The sequence below is a fragment of the Oleiphilus sp. HI0043 genome, from assembly GCF_001634935.1.
Map to the genome: position 1 here is coordinate 23,237 of NZ_LWEY01001267.1, position 20,229 is coordinate 43,465.

The window sequence follows — 20,229 nt, forward strand, 5'->3', positions numbered from 1 at the left end:
TTTACCTTATTCCTGCCAAATAGGCACATCGAAGGCCTGTAAGATCTTCCCTGTTTCGGCCAGAGGCAAGCCCACTACATTGCTATAGCTTCCGACAATCCCTTCAACAAACAATGCCGCTTTGCCTTGTATGCCATATGCACCTGCCTTATCCATTGGTTCACCCGTTGCGATATATTGCCTAATTTGCTGATCACTCAGCTTCATAAACGACACTTCTGTTGTCACAACATCAGCTTCAATTACCGCTTTCCCCTCAGATAACTTCGCCACAGCGATACCCGTTAGCACTAGATGATTTGTTCCTGATAAACGCTTTAGCATTTCAAATGCTACGCGTTCATTATCTGGCTTGCCTAGAATCGTGCCGTCTATCGTAACGGTCGTATCTGCAGCTAAAACTGTCTTTTCAGGATTAAAGCTGAGACCTGCTAAGGCTTTTTCTTTAGCCAAGCGCCTTACATAAGCGTCGGGCAATTCCCCTTCAAGTACTGACTCATCGATATCCATTGATGCACTATGATAAGGAACACCGATTTGTTCTAATAGTTCTCTCCGGCGACTGGAGCCAGATGCCAATAGCAAGTCTGCCATATTTTTTAAGATTCCTTCATAAATTGAATAGTAAACCTGGAATAATCGCTTCGGAAAGTATGACAAGCCTCGCTCCTTACGTAGCAGCGTCTTCAACGGAACGGATTGCTTTATCAATTGTTTATAGTCGGTTAAGCAGTAAAGGCGCTTTCTGAAAAATTGCTAGTTTTAACATAACAGTTCTCCAATAAATTTAGCCCTCTAAAAACGTTCAGCAAAGGTACTTTGTTTATCCTAAGAGTTTTTTTCTACTGAATATACAGTTATATAGTATTGCAAGTTACTTACAGCAACGGAAATTTTTTTGTAACTTTTGCTCTATAGAATATTTCGATCACCCTCAAAAAGCGCCAAGATAATAGGCAGTGCTCGATGCAGTCTTTTTCCGAGTAGTACTCACTACGAAGTAGTATGCCCCTAGGGTAATTTTTCGATAGAGCAGAGAGGGAAATGTTTCGTTAGTTGGTAAAACCATAATGTGACATTGAATATTGTTATCACGAATATTTAAAAGGAAGTCGGAATTAACCCCATCAAATCAATAAGCGTTATATCCATAACTATCGCATCAATCTTGCTATCTGCTTGTAGCACCATGCCTTCCCTAGGTGGTGGCGGAAGCGGTGTCGTTACTGGCAGTGCTGCTGGTGAAAGTAGCGTAGATAACAACACAGAACTCGAAAAGTGTGAAGAAACACTCGGCACACTGTCTATCTTTGAAGATACCTCACTACCATGGTGGGGAACTTACAAACAGCAATATCCAAGACTAGGAAGTACTGTCCCGGTCCTAAGACTCATGATTCAGCAATCAAACTGTTTTGTCATCGTTGAACGTGGCGCGGCAATGAATGCAATGAACCGTGAACGTCAACTAATGAATTCTGGTCAACTGCGCTCTGGTAGTAATTTTGGCGGCGGTCAAATGGTAGCAGCTGATTTTACACTTAGCCCCTCTGTCTTGTTTGCAGAAAAAACCGGCGGGTTTGGCGCAGTACTTGGCAGTTTCGGATCACTAGGCAAGCTTGCGGCCGGTCAAATGAGTTCAAATGAAGCCGAAACCAATTTAACGCTTATCGAAAACCGTTCTGGTGTTCAGGTTTCTTCGGCAAATGGTAGCGCTGAAAACAATGACTTCGGTTTCCTTGGCGGCCTATTTGGTGGCGGTGCTGCTGTCGGCGTAGGTGGATTTTCTAAGACTCCTGAAGGTAAGGTTGTTACCGCAGCCTTCGCTGACTCCTTCAATGAAATGGTTAAGGCTCTTCGCGTATACAAAGCCCAAACGGTAAAAGGCGGACTAGGTAAAGGTGGTCGTCTAACGATCGGTGGTGAAGACGACCCAATGCCCCAAGCAACTCAGCAATACACTGCACCTGTTGTCACCCCTGTCGTTGCTGCAGCACCTGTCGTTAATGTTAGAACACGTAATGTAAATATTAGCGTCGACAACTACGATGAAGACGCAATGGAAGATTACTACAAAGCACTTAAGCGCAGTGTGGAGCATATGGGAACATTTGCCTCAATGACTCCCCAGCAAATTGAAGCTATGAAGAATCACCCCGATATGCACGGTATGGGAGCACTCGCCATGTCAATGATTTGGGGAGGCCCGCATGTTTCTCAACTAGAAACTGCACAAATTGAACTCGAATCATGGCCTCAGCAAGCCAAAGAGCAAGCCTGGTCTGCTTATGGCAGCCGCATAATGAAGTACAACAAGATCTTTGAGCGTCACAGACAACGCATCATCTCAAATGGTGCCTACGATGATAGTATTTACCATCAGTTGAATGCGATTGAATTGGTTAATGAAGAAAATCTGTTCCGTTAGGCGCTAAGTTAGCCCATGCCTCCCAGACGTTTTAAGGGAGGCATGGTTCCTTATTTAAAGCTGTCTCCCCCTGATCCAATCAAAAGCTTCTTCCGTAACTTAAAAACCGGAACGGTTAATGCATTATCCCACTTATATTATTGAGTAGTGATAGGCTCCCTACCATGAAGACAGCTGACAAACAGGCATTTATAAAGGGCAACAAGCTACCTGAGTCCTATTTAACTCAGGCCTCAATTTGGTTTGACCCGCTGGTTAAGACTATTATCAAGCACCATAAAGGTGCACAAAAAACCATAATTGTTGGATTAAATGGTTGCCAAGGCTCTGGAAAGACTACTTTGGCAGACTACCTTTCCCTGTCGTTCCAGGCCGAAGGTTTAAAGAGTCTATCCATCTCTATCGACGACTTTTACCTTACGCACGACCAACGCCAGCACTTGGCACGCGACATTCACCCCATGCTTAAAACACGAGGCGTGCCCGGCACCCACGACCTAAATTTGGCCCTGAATACACTGCATGCACTAAAAAGTCACAACCAAGAGATCTCTATACCTCGATTCGATAAAGCTACCGATGATCGCTTTCCAGAATGCAGCTGGCCAAAAGTAGAAGCACCTTTAGATATAATTATTTTGGAAGGCTGGTGTCTGGGGATCCCCGCTCAAGCTGAGGAGCGACTTAAAGAAGCAATCAACAAACTTGAATCAACACAAGACGAAAGTGGCACTTGGCGACAATATGTCAACGATCAACTCTCAAGCCACTATCCGTCTTTATGGAATCAAATTGATTGCTTGATCATGTTACAAGCGCCAAGCTTCGACTGTGTATATCAGTGGCGACTGGAACAAGAAGAGAAACTTCGTCAGAAAAGCTCTTTTGATACGGATCAAACACACAGCAAAATCATGAGCCCTGAGGAAGTCGAAACATTTATTCAGCACTATGAGCGCCTGACTAGACATAGTTTAGATTGCCTTCCTGAGCACTGCCATCACGTACTGAATCTGGACAATTCACGAAAGGTTGTAAAGCACCTTATGCCTAGAGGTTTAGACATTTAAACTCTAGGACAAAGTTAGTTAAACTCTTGATTGAAGAGAATAGAGTAAAGGAGAATCAATATGAAGCAATGGTTAATATTTACTGATTTAGATGGCTCCTTACTAGACCATGAAAGCTATCAATATGCCGAAGCCAAAGCCTTGCTGGGGAAACTAAAGGCAGATCATATTCCTGTTATTTTTGCCACCAGTAAAACTCGTACCGAGGTGCTCAAGCTCAGAAAAGCAATCAAAAACCAGCAACCGTTTATTGTTGAAAATGGCGCTGCTGTCTTGATCCCTACGGACTATTTTCCCTGTAAACCAGAAGCTTGCTACGAGCAAAACGGATACTGGGTTTATGGCTTATCAGAAACACGTCAACACTGGCTCGGTATTCTCGAACAAGCCAAAAAGGATTTTCCGCAGCAATTTAACCATTTTGCAGCGATGAGCGAGCAAGCGCTTGCCGAGCTAACAGGGCTTAGCGTCGAGCAAGCCAAGCAAGCGAATGAGCGCGAGTACAGTGAGCCAATTCAATGGCTAGGCAATCATTCCGATAAGCAATCCTTCATTACTTATCTGGAAAATAAGGGAGGCACCGTTCTTCAAGGAGGGCGTTTCCTATGCTTGAACGGAGATCACGATAAAGGCCGAGCCTTATCTTGGCTGGTCAAACAGTTCATTAATTTTTCCATTCCCTGCGACTTAAAAACACTCGCAATTGGCGATAGTCTTAATGATGTCGCCATGTTGGAGCTTGCTGATAGAGCGCTCATTATCCGCTCTCCAGCTCACGCTCCACCAAGTTTAGCCCGTACTAGTGGCTACCAAGTTAGCGAGCATTGTGGCCCGAAAGGCTGGGCCCAAGGCGTAAACAACATTATCTACAGTTAGAGAGAAAATCATTATGGCTGATTTCTATCAAAACGGCATTGTCACCACCCTACACAACCTATCACGTCGCCCTCTGGATGATTTGGAAGATGAGTTAAGGGGCTTTAGTAAACAACGCCCCATGTCCTTGATTCTTCCATCTCTTTTCTCCGAACTCGAAGGTGAGGCACTACCCAAGATCGTCAGCCACCTCGAAGGTGCCGACTATCTATCAGAAATCGTTATTGGCTTAGATCGAGCTAACGAGGCGCAGTACCGGCACGCTTTAAAGTTCTTTGGCCAATTACCGCAACATCACCGCGTCCTCTGGAATGAAGGTCCACGACTCAAAGCGATTGATGCTGAATTACAAGCCTTAAACCTGGCACCAAAAGAGTTAGGAAAAGGACGAAATGTTTGGTACTGCATGGGCTACACGCTAGCGTCTGACCGATCTGAATCAGTCGCTCTGCACGATTGCGACATTGTTACCTATGACAGAGAACTATTAGCAAGACTGATCTACCCGGTTGCCAACCCTCGCTTCAACTATGAGTTCTGTAAAGGTTTCTATGCTCGCGTTGCTGAAGGCAAAATAAATGGCCGCGTTAGCCGTTTGCTGGTAACGCCGCTATTACGAGCCTTAAAGAAAGTCTATGGCGAATTAGAGTATCTACAATTTATGGATAGCTTTCGTTACCCACTCGCCGGTGAGTTTTCCTTCCGTAAAGATGTGCTTAACGACATTCGCATTCCCAGCGACTGGGGTTTGGAAATAGGTGTGCTTTCTGAGATGCACCGCAACTACGCCAACAATAGGCTGTGCCAGGTAGACATTGCCGATGTTTACGACCACAAACACCAGGACTTGTCAGCTGAAAATGATCAGGGAGGCTTATCCAAGATGTCGATCGATATCTCAAAGGCCTTATTTAGAAAACTGGCAACTCACGGCAAGACCTTTAACACTGAAACATTCCGCTCAATTAAAGCGACCTACTTTAGAATCGCGCTCGATTTTGTCGAAACTTATCACAACGATGCTTTGATGAATGGCTTGTCGCTGGATATTCATCAGGAAGAAAAAGCCGTCGAGCTTTTTGCTCACAACATCATGAAAGCTGGTGAAGCCTTCCTCGAGAAGCCGATGGATACCCCTTTCATTCCTAGTTGGAACAGAGTTATTAGCGCCAAGCCCGATATTCTCGAAAGACTATATGCAGCGGTGGAGGCTGACAATAAGGAGTTTTTCTCACAATGAACTCTATATACTCGGCTCTAGTCCAGCAAGCTCAACACTTGCTGGACGTTATTTATCATGACATCGAACTAAACGAGAGCACCGCCTCTCTAACAGATAGCGCGCTTAAGGAAATGAGGCTAGATACTAGCTGCCAGACACCAGGGGATCACCAGACATTATGGGATCAATCAACAACGTGCATGATTACTTATGGCGACACATTTCTTGTCGATGGGGAAAAACCTCTCCATACACTCAAGCACTTTCTTGACGAGCACTGTGAAAGCACCATTAATTCAGTTCATATCCTGCCTTTTTTCCCCTATAGCTCAGACGATGGCTTTGCGGTCATGGATTTTTCAAGCGTTAATGAAGCCTTAGGCGATTGGCCCGATATCCAGGACATCGCCAGCCACTATAAGCTTATGAGTGATCTGGTGATTAACCATTGCTCTAGCCGTAGTGTCTGGTTTCAGAACTTTATTAAAGCCGAAGGCCCTGGACACGATTACTTTTTTACCGAAGACCCGGAAACAGACCTAAGCGCTGTCGTTAGGCCCAGAACAAGCCCACTACTTAGAAAAACTGAAACGCCTTACGGCACGCAACACGTATGGTGTACCTTTAGTCATGATCAGGTCGACTTCGATTTCAGAAACCCTCGGGTATTACTGCAATTCATCAAGATCATTAGACACTACCTCGATATGGGCGTTCGAGTATTTCGCCTGGATGCTATTGCCTTTCTATGGAAGCGTGCCGGTACTAGCAGTATCAATCTGGAAGAAACACATAACGTCGTTCGCCTGCTTCGTTTGTTAATCGAACATGCTCAGCCCGATGCCATTATTATCACTGAGACTAACATTCCCAATAGAGAAAACTTGTCGTACTTTGGTAATGCTAACGAAGCGCATTGTGTTTATAACTTCGCTTTGCCCCCCTTATTGCTGAATACCTTAATCAGTGGGAACTGTCATCACTTGAAGCTGTGGCTGATGAGCATGCCTCCGGCACAGCACGGCACTTGCTATTTCAACTTCATTGCCTCTCATGACGGTATTGGCTTACGGCCAATTGAAGGAATTCTCAACGAAGATGAGGTACAAAATCTAGTAGAAACCATGCAAAGCTTCGGAGGACAAATCTCATGGCGAGCACTGGACAGCGTAGATGGTCGAAATACCGAAACGCCTTCTCGCAAACCATACGAAATCAATATCTCACTATTCGATGCGCTACAAGGCACGACAGAAGGAAAAGATCAATTCGGTATCGAACGTTTTCTCTGTGCACATACCATTATGTTTGGCTTAGAGGGCATTCCGGGTATTTATGTCCATAGCTTGCTAGCCACCCAAAACGACTATAAGCGAATGGAGAACACCGGCCATAATCGATCTATTAACAGACACCAGTGGGACTATACAGATTTAACTACGCAGCTTAACGAAAACACGCATCACCAGCGTGTCTTCAGCGAAATAAAACGTCTGCTAAAAATCCGACAACAACATGCTGCCTTTCACCCTAATGCAGTGCAATTCACTTTGCACCTGGGGGATAAAATATTCGCCTATTGGCGTCAGTCTCCAGACAGAAAGCAAAGCATTTTTTGTATATCGAACATCAGCAAGGAGTCACAGCAACTTGCGATAGCTGACATTAATCTGGTCGATACTCAAGCATGGTGCAACTTAATCAGTGGGCAAGAGCTTAGCAAAGCTGATAACACAATCGATTTAGCGCCTTATCAGACAATCTGGTTATCAAACCTCTGTGCTCTCTAGCCCGGCTAAATCAACTCGCCTCCTGTTTCGACTAGTCATTTTTCTATAGAAACAGGAAGGCTCCACTCCTTGCATATAAGTACCGTCACCAAAGTGACTTAAAAGAGACATAAATTTGTAGCACTCTCGAAACATAATTCCCTCTTCAGTAAAAACACCTATCGTTAAATGGAAAGGAAAATTATGCACTCTATGAATATGTTTAAGAAAACGGCTCTCGCTCTCGCCATTTCAAGCCCCCTCTTGTTAGCAGGTTGCAGCGATGACGATAAAGACTCCTCGTCAGTCAAAAACTTCAATAGAGTGGCGACTTTCCACGTATGTGAGCAGATCAATACTCAATGTAATGACGACACCGAAACCGTTGCAGAAATTGTTGCCGCAAGCACTGACGGACAAACGTTAATCTATACTGACAGCGAGCAAGAACAGCTAGGCTTCGTCGATATTTCTACTATTGAGTCTCCGGCTGCTGCAGGCACATTCGCACTCAATGGCGAGCCAACATCAGTAGCGATCAAAGGAGAGTACGCTCTCGCGGCTGTAAACACTTCAACAGACTACGTCACGGTATCGGGCGAGCTAGCTGTCATTAATATTGCGAGTAAAACTCTAGTTAGAACGATCGCTCTTGGCGGCCAACCAGACTCTATCGCAGTCAGCCCGGACAGCATGTATGCACTTGTGATTCTTGAAAACGAGCGTGATGAAGATCTAGGCGATGGTGCGCCACCGCAGCTTCCAGCTGGCGAGCTGGTTATTCTTAACCTAAGCGGTGAACCTGCTGATTGGACAAGCCAAACTCTAGACATCACCGGAATTGCTGACCTGTACGCAGCAGACCCTGAGCCAGAATATGTCGATATCAACAGTGACAATATCGCTGTTGTCACACTTCAGGAAAACAACCACATTTTATTAGTTGACCTGGAAACAGCCACGGTTAGCGCAGACTTCTCAGCGGGTACCGTTGATCTTGAAAACATCGACAACACAGAAGAAGATGCCGCCATTATTTCATTAAGCGAGAGCTTAAACGATATTCCTCGTGAGCCTGATGGCGTATCTTGGATTGACACTGAATATTTCGCCACTGCCGATGAAGGTGATTTAGACGGTGGCAGCCGTGGCTTCACAATCTTCAACAAGCAAGGTGAAGTGGTTTACTCTTCCGGCAACGACCTGGACCACATGGCAGTTCGCTTCGGCCACTACCCAGATGCTCGTTCTGGAAACAAAGGTAACGAGCCTGAGAATATCGAAGTTGCTAGCTTCGGTGGTACGCCTTACTTATTCGTCAACTCTGAACGTGCTAACCTAGTATTTGTTTACGATGTCAGTAACCCAGAGCAGCCTGTATACAAGCAAACCCTACCTGCGGGTGTGGGCCCTGAAGGTGGCTTGGCTATCCCTGATAGAAACCTACTGGTTGTCGCCAGTGAAAAAGATGATCGTGGTGATAAGTTCCGTGCGGCATTGAATATCTATCAGCGCTCTAGCGCAGATGCAAGCTACCCAACAATCGAGTCAACTAATCGAGTCGATGAGACACCCATACCTTGGAGCGCACTATCTGGTTTGGCAGCAAGCCCAACAGATGAAAACATGCTTTATTCCATCGAAGACAGCTTCTATGGTCAAAGTCGTATTTTCGGTATTGACGTCAGCACCACACCCGCTCAGCTGAACCAGGAAGTCACAATCAAAGATAGCAATAATATCTTTGCAGCCATTTCCAGAAGCGTTTTGGCAGATGATTCGGTTGATGCTGACGATGCAACACGCGTCAGTGTTTTCGATGAAGCAGACCTAGCGCTACTGATCAATGATGACAACAGCGTCAATATTGACCCTGAAGGTATAGCCGTTGCCAGCGATGGCGGTTTCTGGGTTGCTTCTGAAGGTTCAGGTACACAAGGGGATGCAGGACGACCAATCAATAGCTTGAACTTCATATTCAAAACCGATGCGAATGGCGTCATTGAAGAAGTTATCACACTGCCACAATCAGTGAATGATATTCAAGTACGCTTCGGCTTTGAAGGCATCACTGAATATAACGGTTCAGTCTATGTAGCAATTCAGCGCGCTTGGGGCGATGAAGCGAATCCACGCATTGGTGCTTACAATACGACAAGTGAGCAGTGGAGCTTCTTCTTCTACCCTCTCGATACTGCCGAGTCGCAAAATGGTGGCTGGGTTGGTTTATCTGATATCACCTCGATTGGCGACGGTAAGTTCCTAATGCTTGAGCGTGATAACCAGGGCGGCAAAGATGCAGCCATTAAGCGCATCTATGAGTTTGACGTATCTGCACTGAGCGATGGCGACACCATTAGCAAGACTCTGGTCAGAGATCTTATTGCTGAAGGTGACTTGTCTGCGCCAGGTGGAGCGACTTACGAGAAAATGGAAGGCTTAGCCGTAACTGCAGACAATACTGTTTATGTCGTCAATGACAATGACGGTGTTGATGATAGCAATGGTGAGACGCAGTTAATCAACTTAGGTAATGATTTACTAAACTAAGTGTTAAACAGGTTTAGTCTTACTTAAACAAAAGGGGCCGGTCGATTTAGACCCGCCCCTTTTTTCATGCTCTAGGCAACACTCTTAGGTTCTTTCATTCGTAATGCAACGAAAGCGGCAATCGCCAGTAGAATTCCAGCCACGATAAATGACCAGACATAGGATCCGGTACTCGCGACTATCGCTCCCGATATTTTGGTCATCACAAAACCGCCTATTCCCCACGAAGTAAACAGAAGGCCATAATTGATACCAAAGGACTTCAAGCCCCACCAACCCTTACAAAAGGCAGGAAAAAGCGCCAGATTGGTACCGTAATTAAAGCCAATAAAGGTCGCCGACAAGACAATAAAGAACGCCATCGCCCCCTCACTAGAGACGACGAATATCGCCAGAAACATATTCAAAGACTGAAGCGCCAGGAAGATTGCCAAGGCAAGGTTTTTACCCATGGCATCAGACACCACGCCAGCAATAATCCGTCCTGAGGCATTACCTACCGCCATGATGGCGACGACGATAAACGCAGCGTTACCCATACTTTGCTTCGCCATCCCAGCCACGCTACCAATCACCATTAGCCCGGCTCCAGCGCCAATAAAATACAGAAACCAGAGTTTCCAAAATGAAGCCGTTTTAATAACCAGTGATGCATCCATGGATCTTTCAGGCTCACTGCGTTGAACCGGTTCCAAGTCTTCTTGCTCTGTTTTGGCAGGCAGTTCTTTAACTACATTCTGATCCGAAGATTCTGGTTCAGCAGGAACATAGCCCTCAGGCGGATTCTTAAGAAAACGGGATAGAATGCTTAAGGCAATAAAGAATGCAGCGCCAAAAAACATCATGGTGCTTTGCAAACCCCACTCACCAACAAGGTAAGAAGCCAAGGGGGCAATATAGACAGGTGCCAAGCCAAAGCCTGCAACGACCAAACCCGCAATAAGTCCGGTCTGCCCGCCGGGGAACCACTTCAGTGCAGGTGGCGTAGCCGAAGCATAACCAAAACCGATACCTGCACCGGTGAGCACACCAAAACCAAGCACCCAAGCTGTATAACTCGTGCTTTGCGAAATCACCAGCAAACCTGCACCCACTAACACGCCACCAATCAGTGCCGTTACCCTGGGCCCTAATAAGTCCTGGCACTTACCCGCCAGAATCATCGTAAAGGCAAACACTAAACAGCAGATGGCATAAGGATCGCCAACCGAAGCTCTGTCCCAATTAAATCCACCGGCACCGCCCGCTTCAATTGATTCAACAATCTTGGATTGATAAATGCTCCAGGTATAAAGCACCCCTAGAGCCAGGTTGATCCCTGTACCCGCGATGGCTACCTTCCACCCCGGATTCTTTAGTATTTCAGACATATCCCTTCCTTATCTCTACGAACATGAAGACCGCCTTTAGGAGGCGAGTGAGATTTTTTTATTGAGTGCTCAATATAGTCTGAGTACGGCAGAAGAAAATGACGGGAGTCAACAGGTGCGTAGATTAGGCTTAGTTTTTGAAAAATTGGAATAGTGCCTAGAGACAAAGATGATCTTGCTCAGCGACTTTGAAACTCTGTTTACAATGTTCAAACGGGCAGTCAAAACTCAGTGATACCGACTGCAATTGCAGATCCCTAACACCCTCAGCTTCCGTGTCACATGATTTACCATATAGCCGGTCGCCAACAATCGGGTAGCCTAAGGAGGAGATGTGTTGGCGAATTTGGTGCTTGCGGCCCGTTAGTAATCTAACGTCAAGTAGGGAATACTCGCCCTTACCTTCAACATAAGAAAACATACTACATGCGGCTTTACCCTCCACAGGGCTATTTACTTCATAGTCTTGCGGGAAGATAGAAAAATCACCGTGCACAATTGCCTGGTAGCGTTTATCAACCCTCCCCTGACTAAACATCTCACTAAAGCATTGCGCAGCTTTTTTACTATGACATAAAACCATTAAACCCGTGGTTGCTCTGTCCAACCGATGGACTAGAAAGACAGGTCGTTCATGGGTATTGCTAAGCTTAGCAAGGTTTACTTCTACCCAACGATTAATACTGGCAAAGTCTCCCCATCGGCTTCCCTGGCAGTTCAGGCCATAGGGTTTGAACCAAATACTGTAATCATAAGCATCATGGATCAACTTTGGTTCAGGGATAGCTTGCCTGAGAACTTCAGCGTTATAATTAAGTTCAAGCTCATCACCAGCCTTTAGCGCCTTACTAGCTCGCCTTAAACGCTGCTTCCCCTTCCCTCGATGCAACCATACAGCGCCTTTTTGCATGGCGTCTTTTATCTTGGCTTGCGAGAGATTCGTATGACTGGCGAGTATCTGGCTTGCCTTAATGTGGCAATTACTTTCATCGAGCGTTAGTTTGAATTCGACTATTTCTGTCACATTATTAACCTTAGATTAAAGACACAATATTAGCGTTTAAGAATGATATTCGCCTTACCCGCCAAATAACGCTCTCGAAAGAGTTTAAAGTATTTATCCAAGCTTTGCGCAGCTTCATGCTCACCCGCCAACTTCAGTACTTCAACACCCACTTCGGCCGTACATAACTGATGATCCTGTGATGCTTCGCGCAGCTGATAATTTGACACCTTTTCAGGGCTAATCCCCAACACAGGAAAAGGCCGAAGATAAGCACTACGAAACATTTTTTTAGCCTCTCGCCAAGTTCCATCTAAGATAATAAATAAAGGCCTCTTGCCATGCACTTGACTCTCTATTTCAACCGGGTTTCGAATACACTGATCAGCTTCTGCATACTCATGAGGAAAGACCACGATAGGAAAGTAATCTGGATTCTCCAATAGATCGCGCAAAGCAGCCTCCTGCTCGGTACGTTGCCACTGGAAAGCATAATTGTCAGGGATAAGATCTGCGATGATGCGTCCGGTATTACTGGGCTTAAATACTTCCCCCTGATAGAGAATAAAACAAAATGCACAAGCAGCCTCAACAACGGGTCGCTCTGCACAGATGCAATGATGCTCAACTAATAGGCATGACGGGCACCTTTCTAACTTGCTACCACGAGCAGAAAAAGGCCGATGTATCTTTTTACTCTGCTCATCTCGTAATTTTGAGACTGCATTAAGGTGCATAACTCTCCGACTTCTTTGCAATTTTAAGGATTCTAATGACTGAATTGTAAACCATAATAAAACACGCACTTAGGCGTTTTACAGGCTGGTCTGCTTAGTTTAACTTTAATGGCATCTTAATTACTTAATAATTCAAACCTTTTTATTAAACGAATCCGCCCTTCCAGATAAGCCAATCACGATTTAGTATCACTCAATTTGACTTCAAGATTTTTCACGTCATTATTAAGCACATGACAAGCTCAGAAACTAAACGCCCTTATCAAATCTCCAATCGTGCTGAATCAACTGCTCAAACTATTTGTGGCCGCGACTGAATTATACCTCTGGAAGTGATGAGGCATGGTTTAAATCAGGGCACTGAACAAACTGACAAAACATTGCTTAAGCTAGTAAAGGCTTGGTAAGTGTGAGAAAACAAAGTTAGATAACTTAATGAATATTAGCGATAAACAGTATGGCCAAGGTGACTCGACCTTTGTTGCCGCAGGCGGTGAACCGGGACTGACACGTTTAGTTGATACGTTCTATTTAATGATGGATACCCTACCCGAAGCACAAGTCATTCGGAAAATGCACCCTGAAGATTTGACTCTATCCCGACAGAAGCTCACCTACTTCCTGGCCGGGTGGATGGGTGGACCGCGTTTGTATATGCAACACTTTGGATCGATTAGCATCCCTAAAGTACATAGCCACCTCACCATAGATAGTGAAGAAAGAGACGCCTGGATGCTATGTATGGAGAAAGCTCTCGACACTCTCGAATACCCAGAGTCTTTCAAAAGCTATTTATTAGAACAGCTATTTAGACCTGCAGAGATGATTCATCAAACCAGCCACAGCAAACATGACGAGGAGCCTTCGTGAGCACAACCCCCTTATCCATTCTCTCCGACCTGGCCACCGACACTCACGTAAAAATCCAGCAAGAGCACGCCAACATTAATCCGGTTGTCGGTGTCAGCAAAAATATGCGAGCTAACGGGATTCCGGCCGACGTCATGACAATTGATTGTCTGAAAAGTGGTAAACGAATCATCTTGATTCTGCATGATGAACAGCCCGAACAGCTTATGTATCAGTTCGCTTACCGAGATAAGGACCCTGATGATGCATTTCAGCAAATCAAGCTGGCAGATATAAGCGTCGACCTACTCTATACCTGGATAGTGGAATACTTCTCTTAGCGGCAAACTTACAGCTCGTAACCCAGGTAAAAGTATACCGAGCTGGCACCATGATCATTGGCACCGTAGCCCAAAGCAACTGGGCCCATTATGGTGTCGGTGCCTAGATAGATACTACCACCATAAATAAGCTCTTCGAGGTCGACTTTCTCATCCTGTCTCCACACATTCCCAGCTTCTGCGCTAAGTCCTACGTATAAGGGCAAACCTGTTTTTCTAATAAAGCCTCCACGTAAGTCGTATTGATAAATCAATGCCATAAAGGCCTTATGCGGCCCGCTCAGGTCTCGCTCGTTAAAACCGGACAGGTTTAAAAAACCACCTAAAGAAGCATTGTTAACACTGTGTTCGCCATCATCTACGAACATCTTATTAAAAGCAGCCTTGCCTACAAAGGCATGGCTATCAATACTAATCGCGCCCTTCCACTCAAAGCCAAGCTGAGTAGACTGGACGCCGAAATCACTTTGCCCTCCATCTTGAAGCGTTACATTATCAGCATCTTCTTCTTTATGAATAAGGGAAAGCTCAATTCGATTTCCTTCTGTTGGAAAGCTGGCACTATTTAAGCTGTCATAACCCAGTTTAAGATAAGCTCCATACGTGTCATAGTTTATCTTTTTGGAGAGTAAATAGTCATTATCCAAACTCCCCACTTCAGCCAAACCGCCCACTTCAAGTATTCCATTCCTGGAAAAGTTAAACCCCAAACCCGCCCGAAGCTGATGAATATTCTGCTCGACAGTTAAGGGAAGAACATTGAGGTCAAGTAGACGCCAGTCAACAGACTCGAAGGCATAGCGACCTAAAGTATAAAAAGTACGGGATTTTGTTAGTGGCCAATATAACTCCGTATTTAACTCAGGATCACTTCCCAGCTCTAGTTGCGAACGCCACTCTCCACCATTAACGCTTAGGTTAGTCGCGGTATAAGCCAAATCAAGATCCGTCTTTGACTGATCGGTAAAATTGGTTTCCCAGCCCAAGCCAAACTCAAGGAAGTTCGGCCCCCAATCTTTTCCTTCGGCAGTAACTATGACACTGTGCTGATCGTTCTCGGGGATTATTCTGGCATCAACTCGCTGAAACTCATCAAGGGAATATACTCGACTTAATGCCTGGTTAAGTTGACTCGGACTTAACTTCTCACCCGCTTTTAAATCCAGGTTTTCTGAAATAATACTTTGATGAGCATTGGAGTGGTTATCTATTCTAATCTGTTTAAATGCTTCTTTTTGCACACGCACCAAACGGTTTTTCACCCTCTCTTTTGCCAACAGGTAAGACTGATACTCTGCCTCCGAAAGTGACAAAGCCTGCAATGACAACAAATGATATTCAGCCGCTTCAAGACCTTCTTGTATTCCCAAGTGAAAGGTTGACCAATCAGTCGTACTCAAATTATCAATATCAGGCTTTATTAGAATATCTTCAGCCGCCAGGTGTGCCTTTTGTTTTTCAGTCGAGGCCACGGTGAGAAAGTTAGAGAGCTGCCCCAAGATAGAAAAAGTATCAGTCAAGGATTCAGGCTTAGCTAACTCATCCCCGATATCTACTGCGATAACGATATCCGCCCCCATTTGTTTCACGACATCTATTGGAACGTTATTTACCAAACCACCATCAACTAACAACTGCCCGTCCCAGTTTACAGGTGCCAACACACCAGGCACATTGGCCGAGGCTCTCATAGCACTAAGTAGGTCTCCGTGATCTAGTGTAACTTGCTCGTTGCGGCTCAGGTCGGTCGCAATTGCTCGATAAGGTATCGACAGCTGATCAAAGCTCGATAGCACCGGCACCATACCAAAGGTCTCACGTAATAGCTGCGCGGCACGCTGACCATACAACAAACCACTTGGCGAGGTAATTTGGTAATCACGCAGCCCTATATCCAAGGGTACATTAAATTGGTCTCTTTGCTTTAAGCGATAAGGTAAATCTTGACGAGGAATCGAGTCTGAGTAACCTTCCTCCCACGTAGTAGCCATCATCTTCTTCTCAATCTCTGCCGCGCTGTAACCCATGGCATATAGGCCACCTACGATCGAGCCAATACTGGTGCCCGCTATGTAATCAACAGGAATCTGCTCACGCTCTAAGGCTTTAAGCACACCAACATGAGCACCGCCTTTGGCACCACCTCCTCCCAAAGCCAAACCAATTTTGGGTCGTGCAAAAAGGCTGGTAGAAATAAGCAAAAGAATAAGGAAAACCAGGGAAAAAAGGTGAATTAGCTTGGTATTCATATATGATTTGTTCAACATTAGATTGTTAGTATTGGGAAGAAGTCTAGAGTAAAGCGCGCAATCAGATAGAATCAAGTATCTACTTGTTTATTTTAATACTTCTCGATTTCTCTCCTTTCTTCTAATAACTCTTGCTCTAATTTGGTATTATCCGCTTCACATTCGAAGAGGGTAATATTTGTGTTCAGTGAACTCGAAGACAGTTTAATTCAAGCAATAGAAGAAGCAGGTTTTAAAGAACCGACTGAAGTTCAGGAAAAAACCCTGGTTGACGCGCTCGATGGCGAAGACTTATTTGTCAGCGCTGAGACAGGTAGTGGTAAAACGGCTGCCTATCTACTCCCTACCTTCGACCAAATAATGCATGAAGAAGGCGGTGACATACTTGCCCTGGTATTGGTTCCTACACGTGAACTCGCCCAACAAGTGCTTAAGCAGGCAAAACAGCTAGCTCGCTTTACAGCACTTAAGTTGGGTCATATCGGTGGCGGTACTGACATCCACAAACAGACCGAAATCATTCAAAACCCGCCACACTTTATCGTGGCAACACCGGGGCGTTTGTCTGAATTGCTTGCCAGAGACCTGTTAGACCTTTCTTCGGTAGACATCCTGATACTTGATGAAGCAGACCGCTTACTCGACATGGGCTTTAGCGATGAGATTCTATCTATTTCAGAACACTGTCATCAACGGCGTCAAACGCAGCTCTATTCAGCAACACTAGCCAATAAAGCACTTCGAGGCCTGGCAGACCAGTTGCTAGATGAGCCAAAAGTGTATGAGCTAAACCAAACAAGCGATACTCACACATCAATTGATCAGCAAATCATCTTTGCTGACGATAACGCTCACAAATACCAACTACTATGCTGGCTACTAAGAAACGAAACATATCGTCACAGCATTGTCTTTTGTAACTCGAAAGAGCAAGTAGATCAGGTTTACCGTGTCATGCAGCAACAAGAAATTAGCGCTGGTGTATTACACGGAGACAAAGACCAGAAACAACGAAATCTCGTGATGAGCAAAATGCGCCGTAACGAGCTGAAAGTAATGGTCGCTACAGATATTGCTGCACGAGGTATTGATATTGAAGGCATGGATCTGGTGATCAACTTCGAAATGCCGAGGCGTGGTGAGATATATGTCCACCGTATAGGTCGCACCGGCAGAGCGGGCGAAAAGGGTTTAGCCATCACCCTTATTTCCGCGCCTGAATTTAACCTTATGGCCGGTATAGAGCGTTTTCTAAAGCAGACCTTCAAGCGACGTAAAGTTAAAGAGCTTGAAGGTCACTATAAAGGCCCGAAAAAACTCAAAGCTTCCGGAAAAGCGGCTGGTTCTAAGAAGAAAAAGAAAACCTCTGGAAAGAAAACAAGCGCCAAGAAAAAATCAGTTAAACGAAAGAAATAGCACAAGTGTCGACAAGCAAGCGCCCCCAACATCATCTACCAGTAGGAGGGTTTCGAAACCCTCCCGGCAGCCCAAAACGCACTAGTAGCACTTGGGAAGCAATACGCTTCTTTACCACCTTCCCCTTCGCAAATAGAATGCCTTCTATACCTGAAGGCCACATTCTGCCCAAGGAGCAAGTGGAGCAGCAATACCGCGATACACCGCAACCTAGCATCACCTGGATAGGTCATGCAGCCTTTATCCTCCGCCTAAACAACAAAGTTATCATTACCGACCCCTTCTTGAGTGAAGTTGCTGGCCTTGGTTCTTTAGGCCCCAAACGTTTTGTGCCTTCTGCATTTGACGCCAAGTCATTACCCCAAGCCGATATCATAGCCATCAGCCACAACCACTATGACCACTTAGATGACTTAGCCCTTCGAGCCTACCCCTACAAAAAAGAAACTTTAGTCATCGTACCCTTGGGCCTTAAGCGCTTCTTAACATCGCGAGGCTACAAGCGTGTTATTGAGCAAGACTGGTGGCAAGAAACACAAGTCGAAGAACTAACCATCACCACACTACCCGCCGTGCATTTCTCTGGCAGAGGCCTCTTTGATACCAACAAGACCCTATGGGCAAGCTTCAGCTTCCGCTCCAAGGAAAGAAGCATATGGTTCTCGGGCGATACAGCGAAAGGTGAGATATTCAAGGAGATAGGTGAACGGGCAGGCCCCTTCGATTTGGCCTTAATTGGTATTGGCGCCTATGAGCCAAGAAGGTATATGCGTTCTGTTCACGCGACACCTGAAGATGCCATTGAAATTGCAAGAAGTATCAAAGCACAGAAAACCATCGGCATGCATTGGGGGGCTATCATGCTGACACCTGAAGACCCATTTGAAGCCCCTCCTCGCTTTAAACAAGCCGCTATAGATCAAAGCTATGGCGATGAAAATGCTTTATTGATGAAGGTTGGAGAAACTCGAGCACTTTAATTTATCGATTTTTCCCTCATCAAGAATGGTCAATGTCTCACACGGCAAACATTGACCACTTGCAGCTTTCCACCTATGATTGCCCACATCAGGATAGTATCTCGATCTACAACAATAACAGGGAAGAGTTAGTCATAGTGAACTGCATTGAGCACTCACTATCGAAATAGAATCAAGAGCTTGATATGGCTTTTGAATTCCTATTCTCCCCCCGATAATATCGATTCAAAGAACCTGTAATAAGAAGCAAATTGGAATTTACTTTTAACGCCTTTTCGACGTTTATCGTTTTAAGATAACGGTTCGCCAAGGAGAGAGAAGGCAATTAATTCAGGAACGAATCATGTCAGTAGCAACAATTGAAGATTACGGAAACTCAGCATTAGAGCAAGACAATAAACAGATACACGACGAGCGTGCGCGTATTTTGAATATGGTCTCTCAAAAAGCGCAGGATCAGACTCTCACACTTCAAGAAACCACTGCACTATACGAAAAGTTTAACCAAACCTATACAGCATACCGGAGCACTGAACCGCAAGAGGTTGATGAAAGCTGGGCGCTGGAGTTGCTGCAAGAGAGTGAACAAGAAGAAGCCGAAAATACAACTTTTCAGACACGAATTAACGGCATTCCTCATCAAACTAAAAAAGGCTCAGGCAAGGACAACCCAGCCAACGATTCAATTTTAGTTGATAACGAAATGAAGCCAATGCTAGCTGCACCGCTAAAACAAATGACCTTCGAAGATAGAGCGTCGTTTACTCGTTCTGATGCAGCCAAACAAGACAAGGCAATGGCGACAATCATTGTTGCATCCGGTCTCGCTACTCTATCGATACTACTAGGCTTTGCCTTAGCATTCTAAGCGTAAAACCTAGTATCGTATGCGCATGCCTAATCGGCATGCGCCTCTTGAATTTTCATTAGCTCTTCTTGGGTATCGAGTAATAAATCAACCAAACGCGGCTCGAACTTAGTGCCTTTCATCTCTTTGAAGAAGTTTAATGTCTCGTCTATAGACCTAGCTTGTTTATAGCATCGACGATTCACCAGCGCATCGAACACATCTGCCACCGAAGCAATTCGCGCAAAGATATGAATATCTTCACCCGCAATACCGTTTGGATAGCCTGAACCGTCCCAGTTCTCGTGATGCCCACCTGCAATGAGCGCGCCCGCTCGCAAGACCTCTAAGTCAGACGTCGAAAGTATATCGTAACCGATCTGGGCATGAGACTGCATAACCTCCCACTCTTGAGGTGTTAGCTTACCAGGCTTGTTAAGGATATGATCAGGGATAGCGATCTTCCCAATATCATGTAGTGGTGCCGCTTTATACATTACCTCATTATCTCGATCACACAGT

General features: G+C 45.3%; 18 protein-coding genes. 12 read left to right on the plus strand and 6 right to left on the minus strand.

Features of this window, described 5'->3' with window-relative positions; translation table 11 throughout:
* Positions 1 to 6: 6 nt before the first annotated feature.
* On the minus strand, positions 7 to 594 hold the full coding sequence (locus tag A3729_RS16440; protein WP_068509507.1) for a nucleoside triphosphate pyrophosphatase: 588 nt from the start codon (positions 592 to 594) through the stop codon (positions 7 to 9).
* 595 nt (positions 595 to 1,189) lie between these two features.
* On the opposite strand from A3729_RS16440, the gene A3729_RS16445 reads away from it, so the two are divergent.
* The 6 genes from A3729_RS16445 (at position 1,190) to A3729_RS16470 (ending at position 9,915) form a co-directional block, all read left to right on the plus strand.
* Positions 1,190 to 2,428, plus strand: a complete 1,239-nt coding sequence (locus A3729_RS16445; RefSeq protein ID WP_068509475.1) for a CsgG/HfaB family protein — start codon at positions 1,190 to 1,192, stop codon at positions 2,426 to 2,428.
* A 164-nt stretch (positions 2,429 to 2,592) separates the two neighbouring features.
* Complete coding sequence (locus A3729_RS16450) at positions 2,593 to 3,498, plus strand: hypothetical protein (RefSeq protein ID WP_068509477.1); 906 nt, start codon at positions 2,593 to 2,595, stop codon at positions 3,496 to 3,498.
* 60 nt (positions 3,499 to 3,558) lie between these two features.
* A complete protein-coding gene (locus tag A3729_RS16455; RefSeq protein WP_068509480.1) occupies positions 3,559 to 4,374 on the plus strand; it encodes a mannosyl-3-phosphoglycerate phosphatase in 816 nt (271 codons plus the stop codon).
* A gap of 13 nt (positions 4,375 to 4,387) precedes the next feature.
* Positions 4,388 to 5,614 carry a glycosyl transferase gene (locus tag A3729_RS16460; RefSeq protein WP_068509482.1) on the plus strand — a complete coding sequence of 409 codons (1,227 nt, stop codon included), beginning with the start codon at positions 4,388 to 4,390 and terminating at the stop codon, positions 5,612 to 5,614.
* A complete protein-coding gene (locus tag A3729_RS16465; RefSeq protein WP_068509484.1) occupies positions 5,611 to 7,386 on the plus strand; it encodes a sugar phosphorylase in 1,776 nt (591 codons plus the stop codon). Before A3729_RS16460 ends, A3729_RS16465 begins: the two co-directional genes overlap by 4 nt.
* A 192-nt stretch (positions 7,387 to 7,578) precedes the next feature.
* Entirely contained in the window at positions 7,579 to 9,915 is a 2,337-nt protein-coding gene (locus tag A3729_RS16470) for an esterase-like activity of phytase family protein (RefSeq protein ID WP_197475884.1), read from the plus strand.
* Positions 9,916 to 9,986: 71 nt separating this feature from the next.
* On the opposite strand, the gene A3729_RS16475 is transcribed toward A3729_RS16470, so the two are convergent.
* From A3729_RS16475 to A3729_RS16485, 3 genes are all read right to left on the minus strand, one after another.
* Positions 9,987 to 11,285 carry an OFA family MFS transporter gene (locus A3729_RS16475; RefSeq protein WP_068509488.1) on the minus strand — a complete coding sequence of 433 codons (1,299 nt, stop codon included), beginning with the start codon at positions 11,283 to 11,285 and terminating at the stop codon, positions 9,987 to 9,989.
* Positions 11,286 to 11,442: 157 nt separating this feature from the next.
* Positions 11,443 to 12,309, minus strand: a complete 867-nt coding sequence (locus A3729_RS16480; RefSeq protein WP_197470093.1) for an RNA pseudouridine synthase — start codon at positions 12,307 to 12,309, stop codon at positions 11,443 to 11,445.
* Between the two features lie 29 nt (positions 12,310 to 12,338).
* Positions 12,339 to 13,025, minus strand: a complete 687-nt coding sequence (locus A3729_RS16485; RefSeq protein WP_068509490.1) for a tRNA-uridine aminocarboxypropyltransferase — start codon at positions 13,023 to 13,025, stop codon at positions 12,339 to 12,341.
* Positions 13,026 to 13,460: 435 nt separating this feature from the next.
* On the opposite strand from A3729_RS16485, the gene A3729_RS16490 reads away from it, so the two are divergent.
* Complete coding sequence (locus tag A3729_RS16490) at positions 13,461 to 13,895, plus strand: group II truncated hemoglobin (protein ID WP_068509492.1); 435 nt, start codon at positions 13,461 to 13,463, stop codon at positions 13,893 to 13,895.
* Positions 13,892 to 14,215, plus strand: coding sequence for a hypothetical protein (locus A3729_RS16495; RefSeq protein WP_068509494.1), 324 nt, complete (start codon positions 13,892 to 13,894; stop codon positions 14,213 to 14,215). The genes A3729_RS16490 and A3729_RS16495 overlap by 4 nt, the downstream gene beginning before the upstream one ends.
* Before the next feature lie 8 nt (positions 14,216 to 14,223).
* Here A3729_RS16495 and A3729_RS16500 read toward each other — a convergent pair whose 3' ends face one another.
* Positions 14,224 to 16,464 carry a patatin-like phospholipase family protein gene (locus A3729_RS16500; RefSeq protein ID WP_068509510.1) on the minus strand — a complete coding sequence of 747 codons (2,241 nt, stop codon included), beginning with the start codon at positions 16,462 to 16,464 and terminating at the stop codon, positions 14,224 to 14,226.
* A gap of 180 nt (positions 16,465 to 16,644) precedes the next feature.
* Here A3729_RS16500 and A3729_RS16505 point away from each other — a divergent pair, with 180 nt between their 5' ends.
* The 4 genes from A3729_RS16505 to A3729_RS16515 all read left to right on the plus strand — a co-directional run bounded on the left by A3729_RS16505 (position 16,645) and on the right by A3729_RS16515 (position 19,728).
* Positions 16,645 to 17,880 (plus strand): DEAD/DEAH box helicase, encoded by a 1,236-nt coding sequence (locus A3729_RS16505; RefSeq protein WP_197469805.1) that lies wholly within the window; start codon positions 16,645 to 16,647, stop codon positions 17,878 to 17,880.
* Between the two features lie 5 nt (positions 17,881 to 17,885).
* A complete protein-coding gene (locus tag A3729_RS16510; RefSeq protein WP_068509495.1) occupies positions 17,886 to 18,860 on the plus strand; it encodes an MBL fold metallo-hydrolase in 975 nt (324 codons plus the stop codon).
* 32 nt (positions 18,861 to 18,892) lie between these two features.
* Positions 18,893 to 19,030, plus strand: coding sequence for a hypothetical protein (locus tag A3729_RS31730; RefSeq protein WP_156497978.1), 138 nt, complete (start codon positions 18,893 to 18,895; stop codon positions 19,028 to 19,030).
* A gap of 173 nt (positions 19,031 to 19,203) precedes the next feature.
* Positions 19,204 to 19,728, plus strand: coding sequence for a hypothetical protein (locus A3729_RS16515; RefSeq protein WP_068509498.1), 525 nt, complete (start codon positions 19,204 to 19,206; stop codon positions 19,726 to 19,728).
* A gap of 29 nt (positions 19,729 to 19,757) precedes the next feature.
* Here the strand turns inward: A3729_RS16515 and A3729_RS16520 are convergent, their stop codons facing one another.
* Positions 19,758 to 20,228 carry an HD-GYP domain-containing protein gene (locus A3729_RS16520; protein WP_082907151.1) on the minus strand — a complete coding sequence of 157 codons (471 nt, stop codon included), beginning with the start codon at positions 20,226 to 20,228 and terminating at the stop codon, positions 19,758 to 19,760.
* Between the last annotated feature and the right edge of the window lies 1 nt (position 20,229).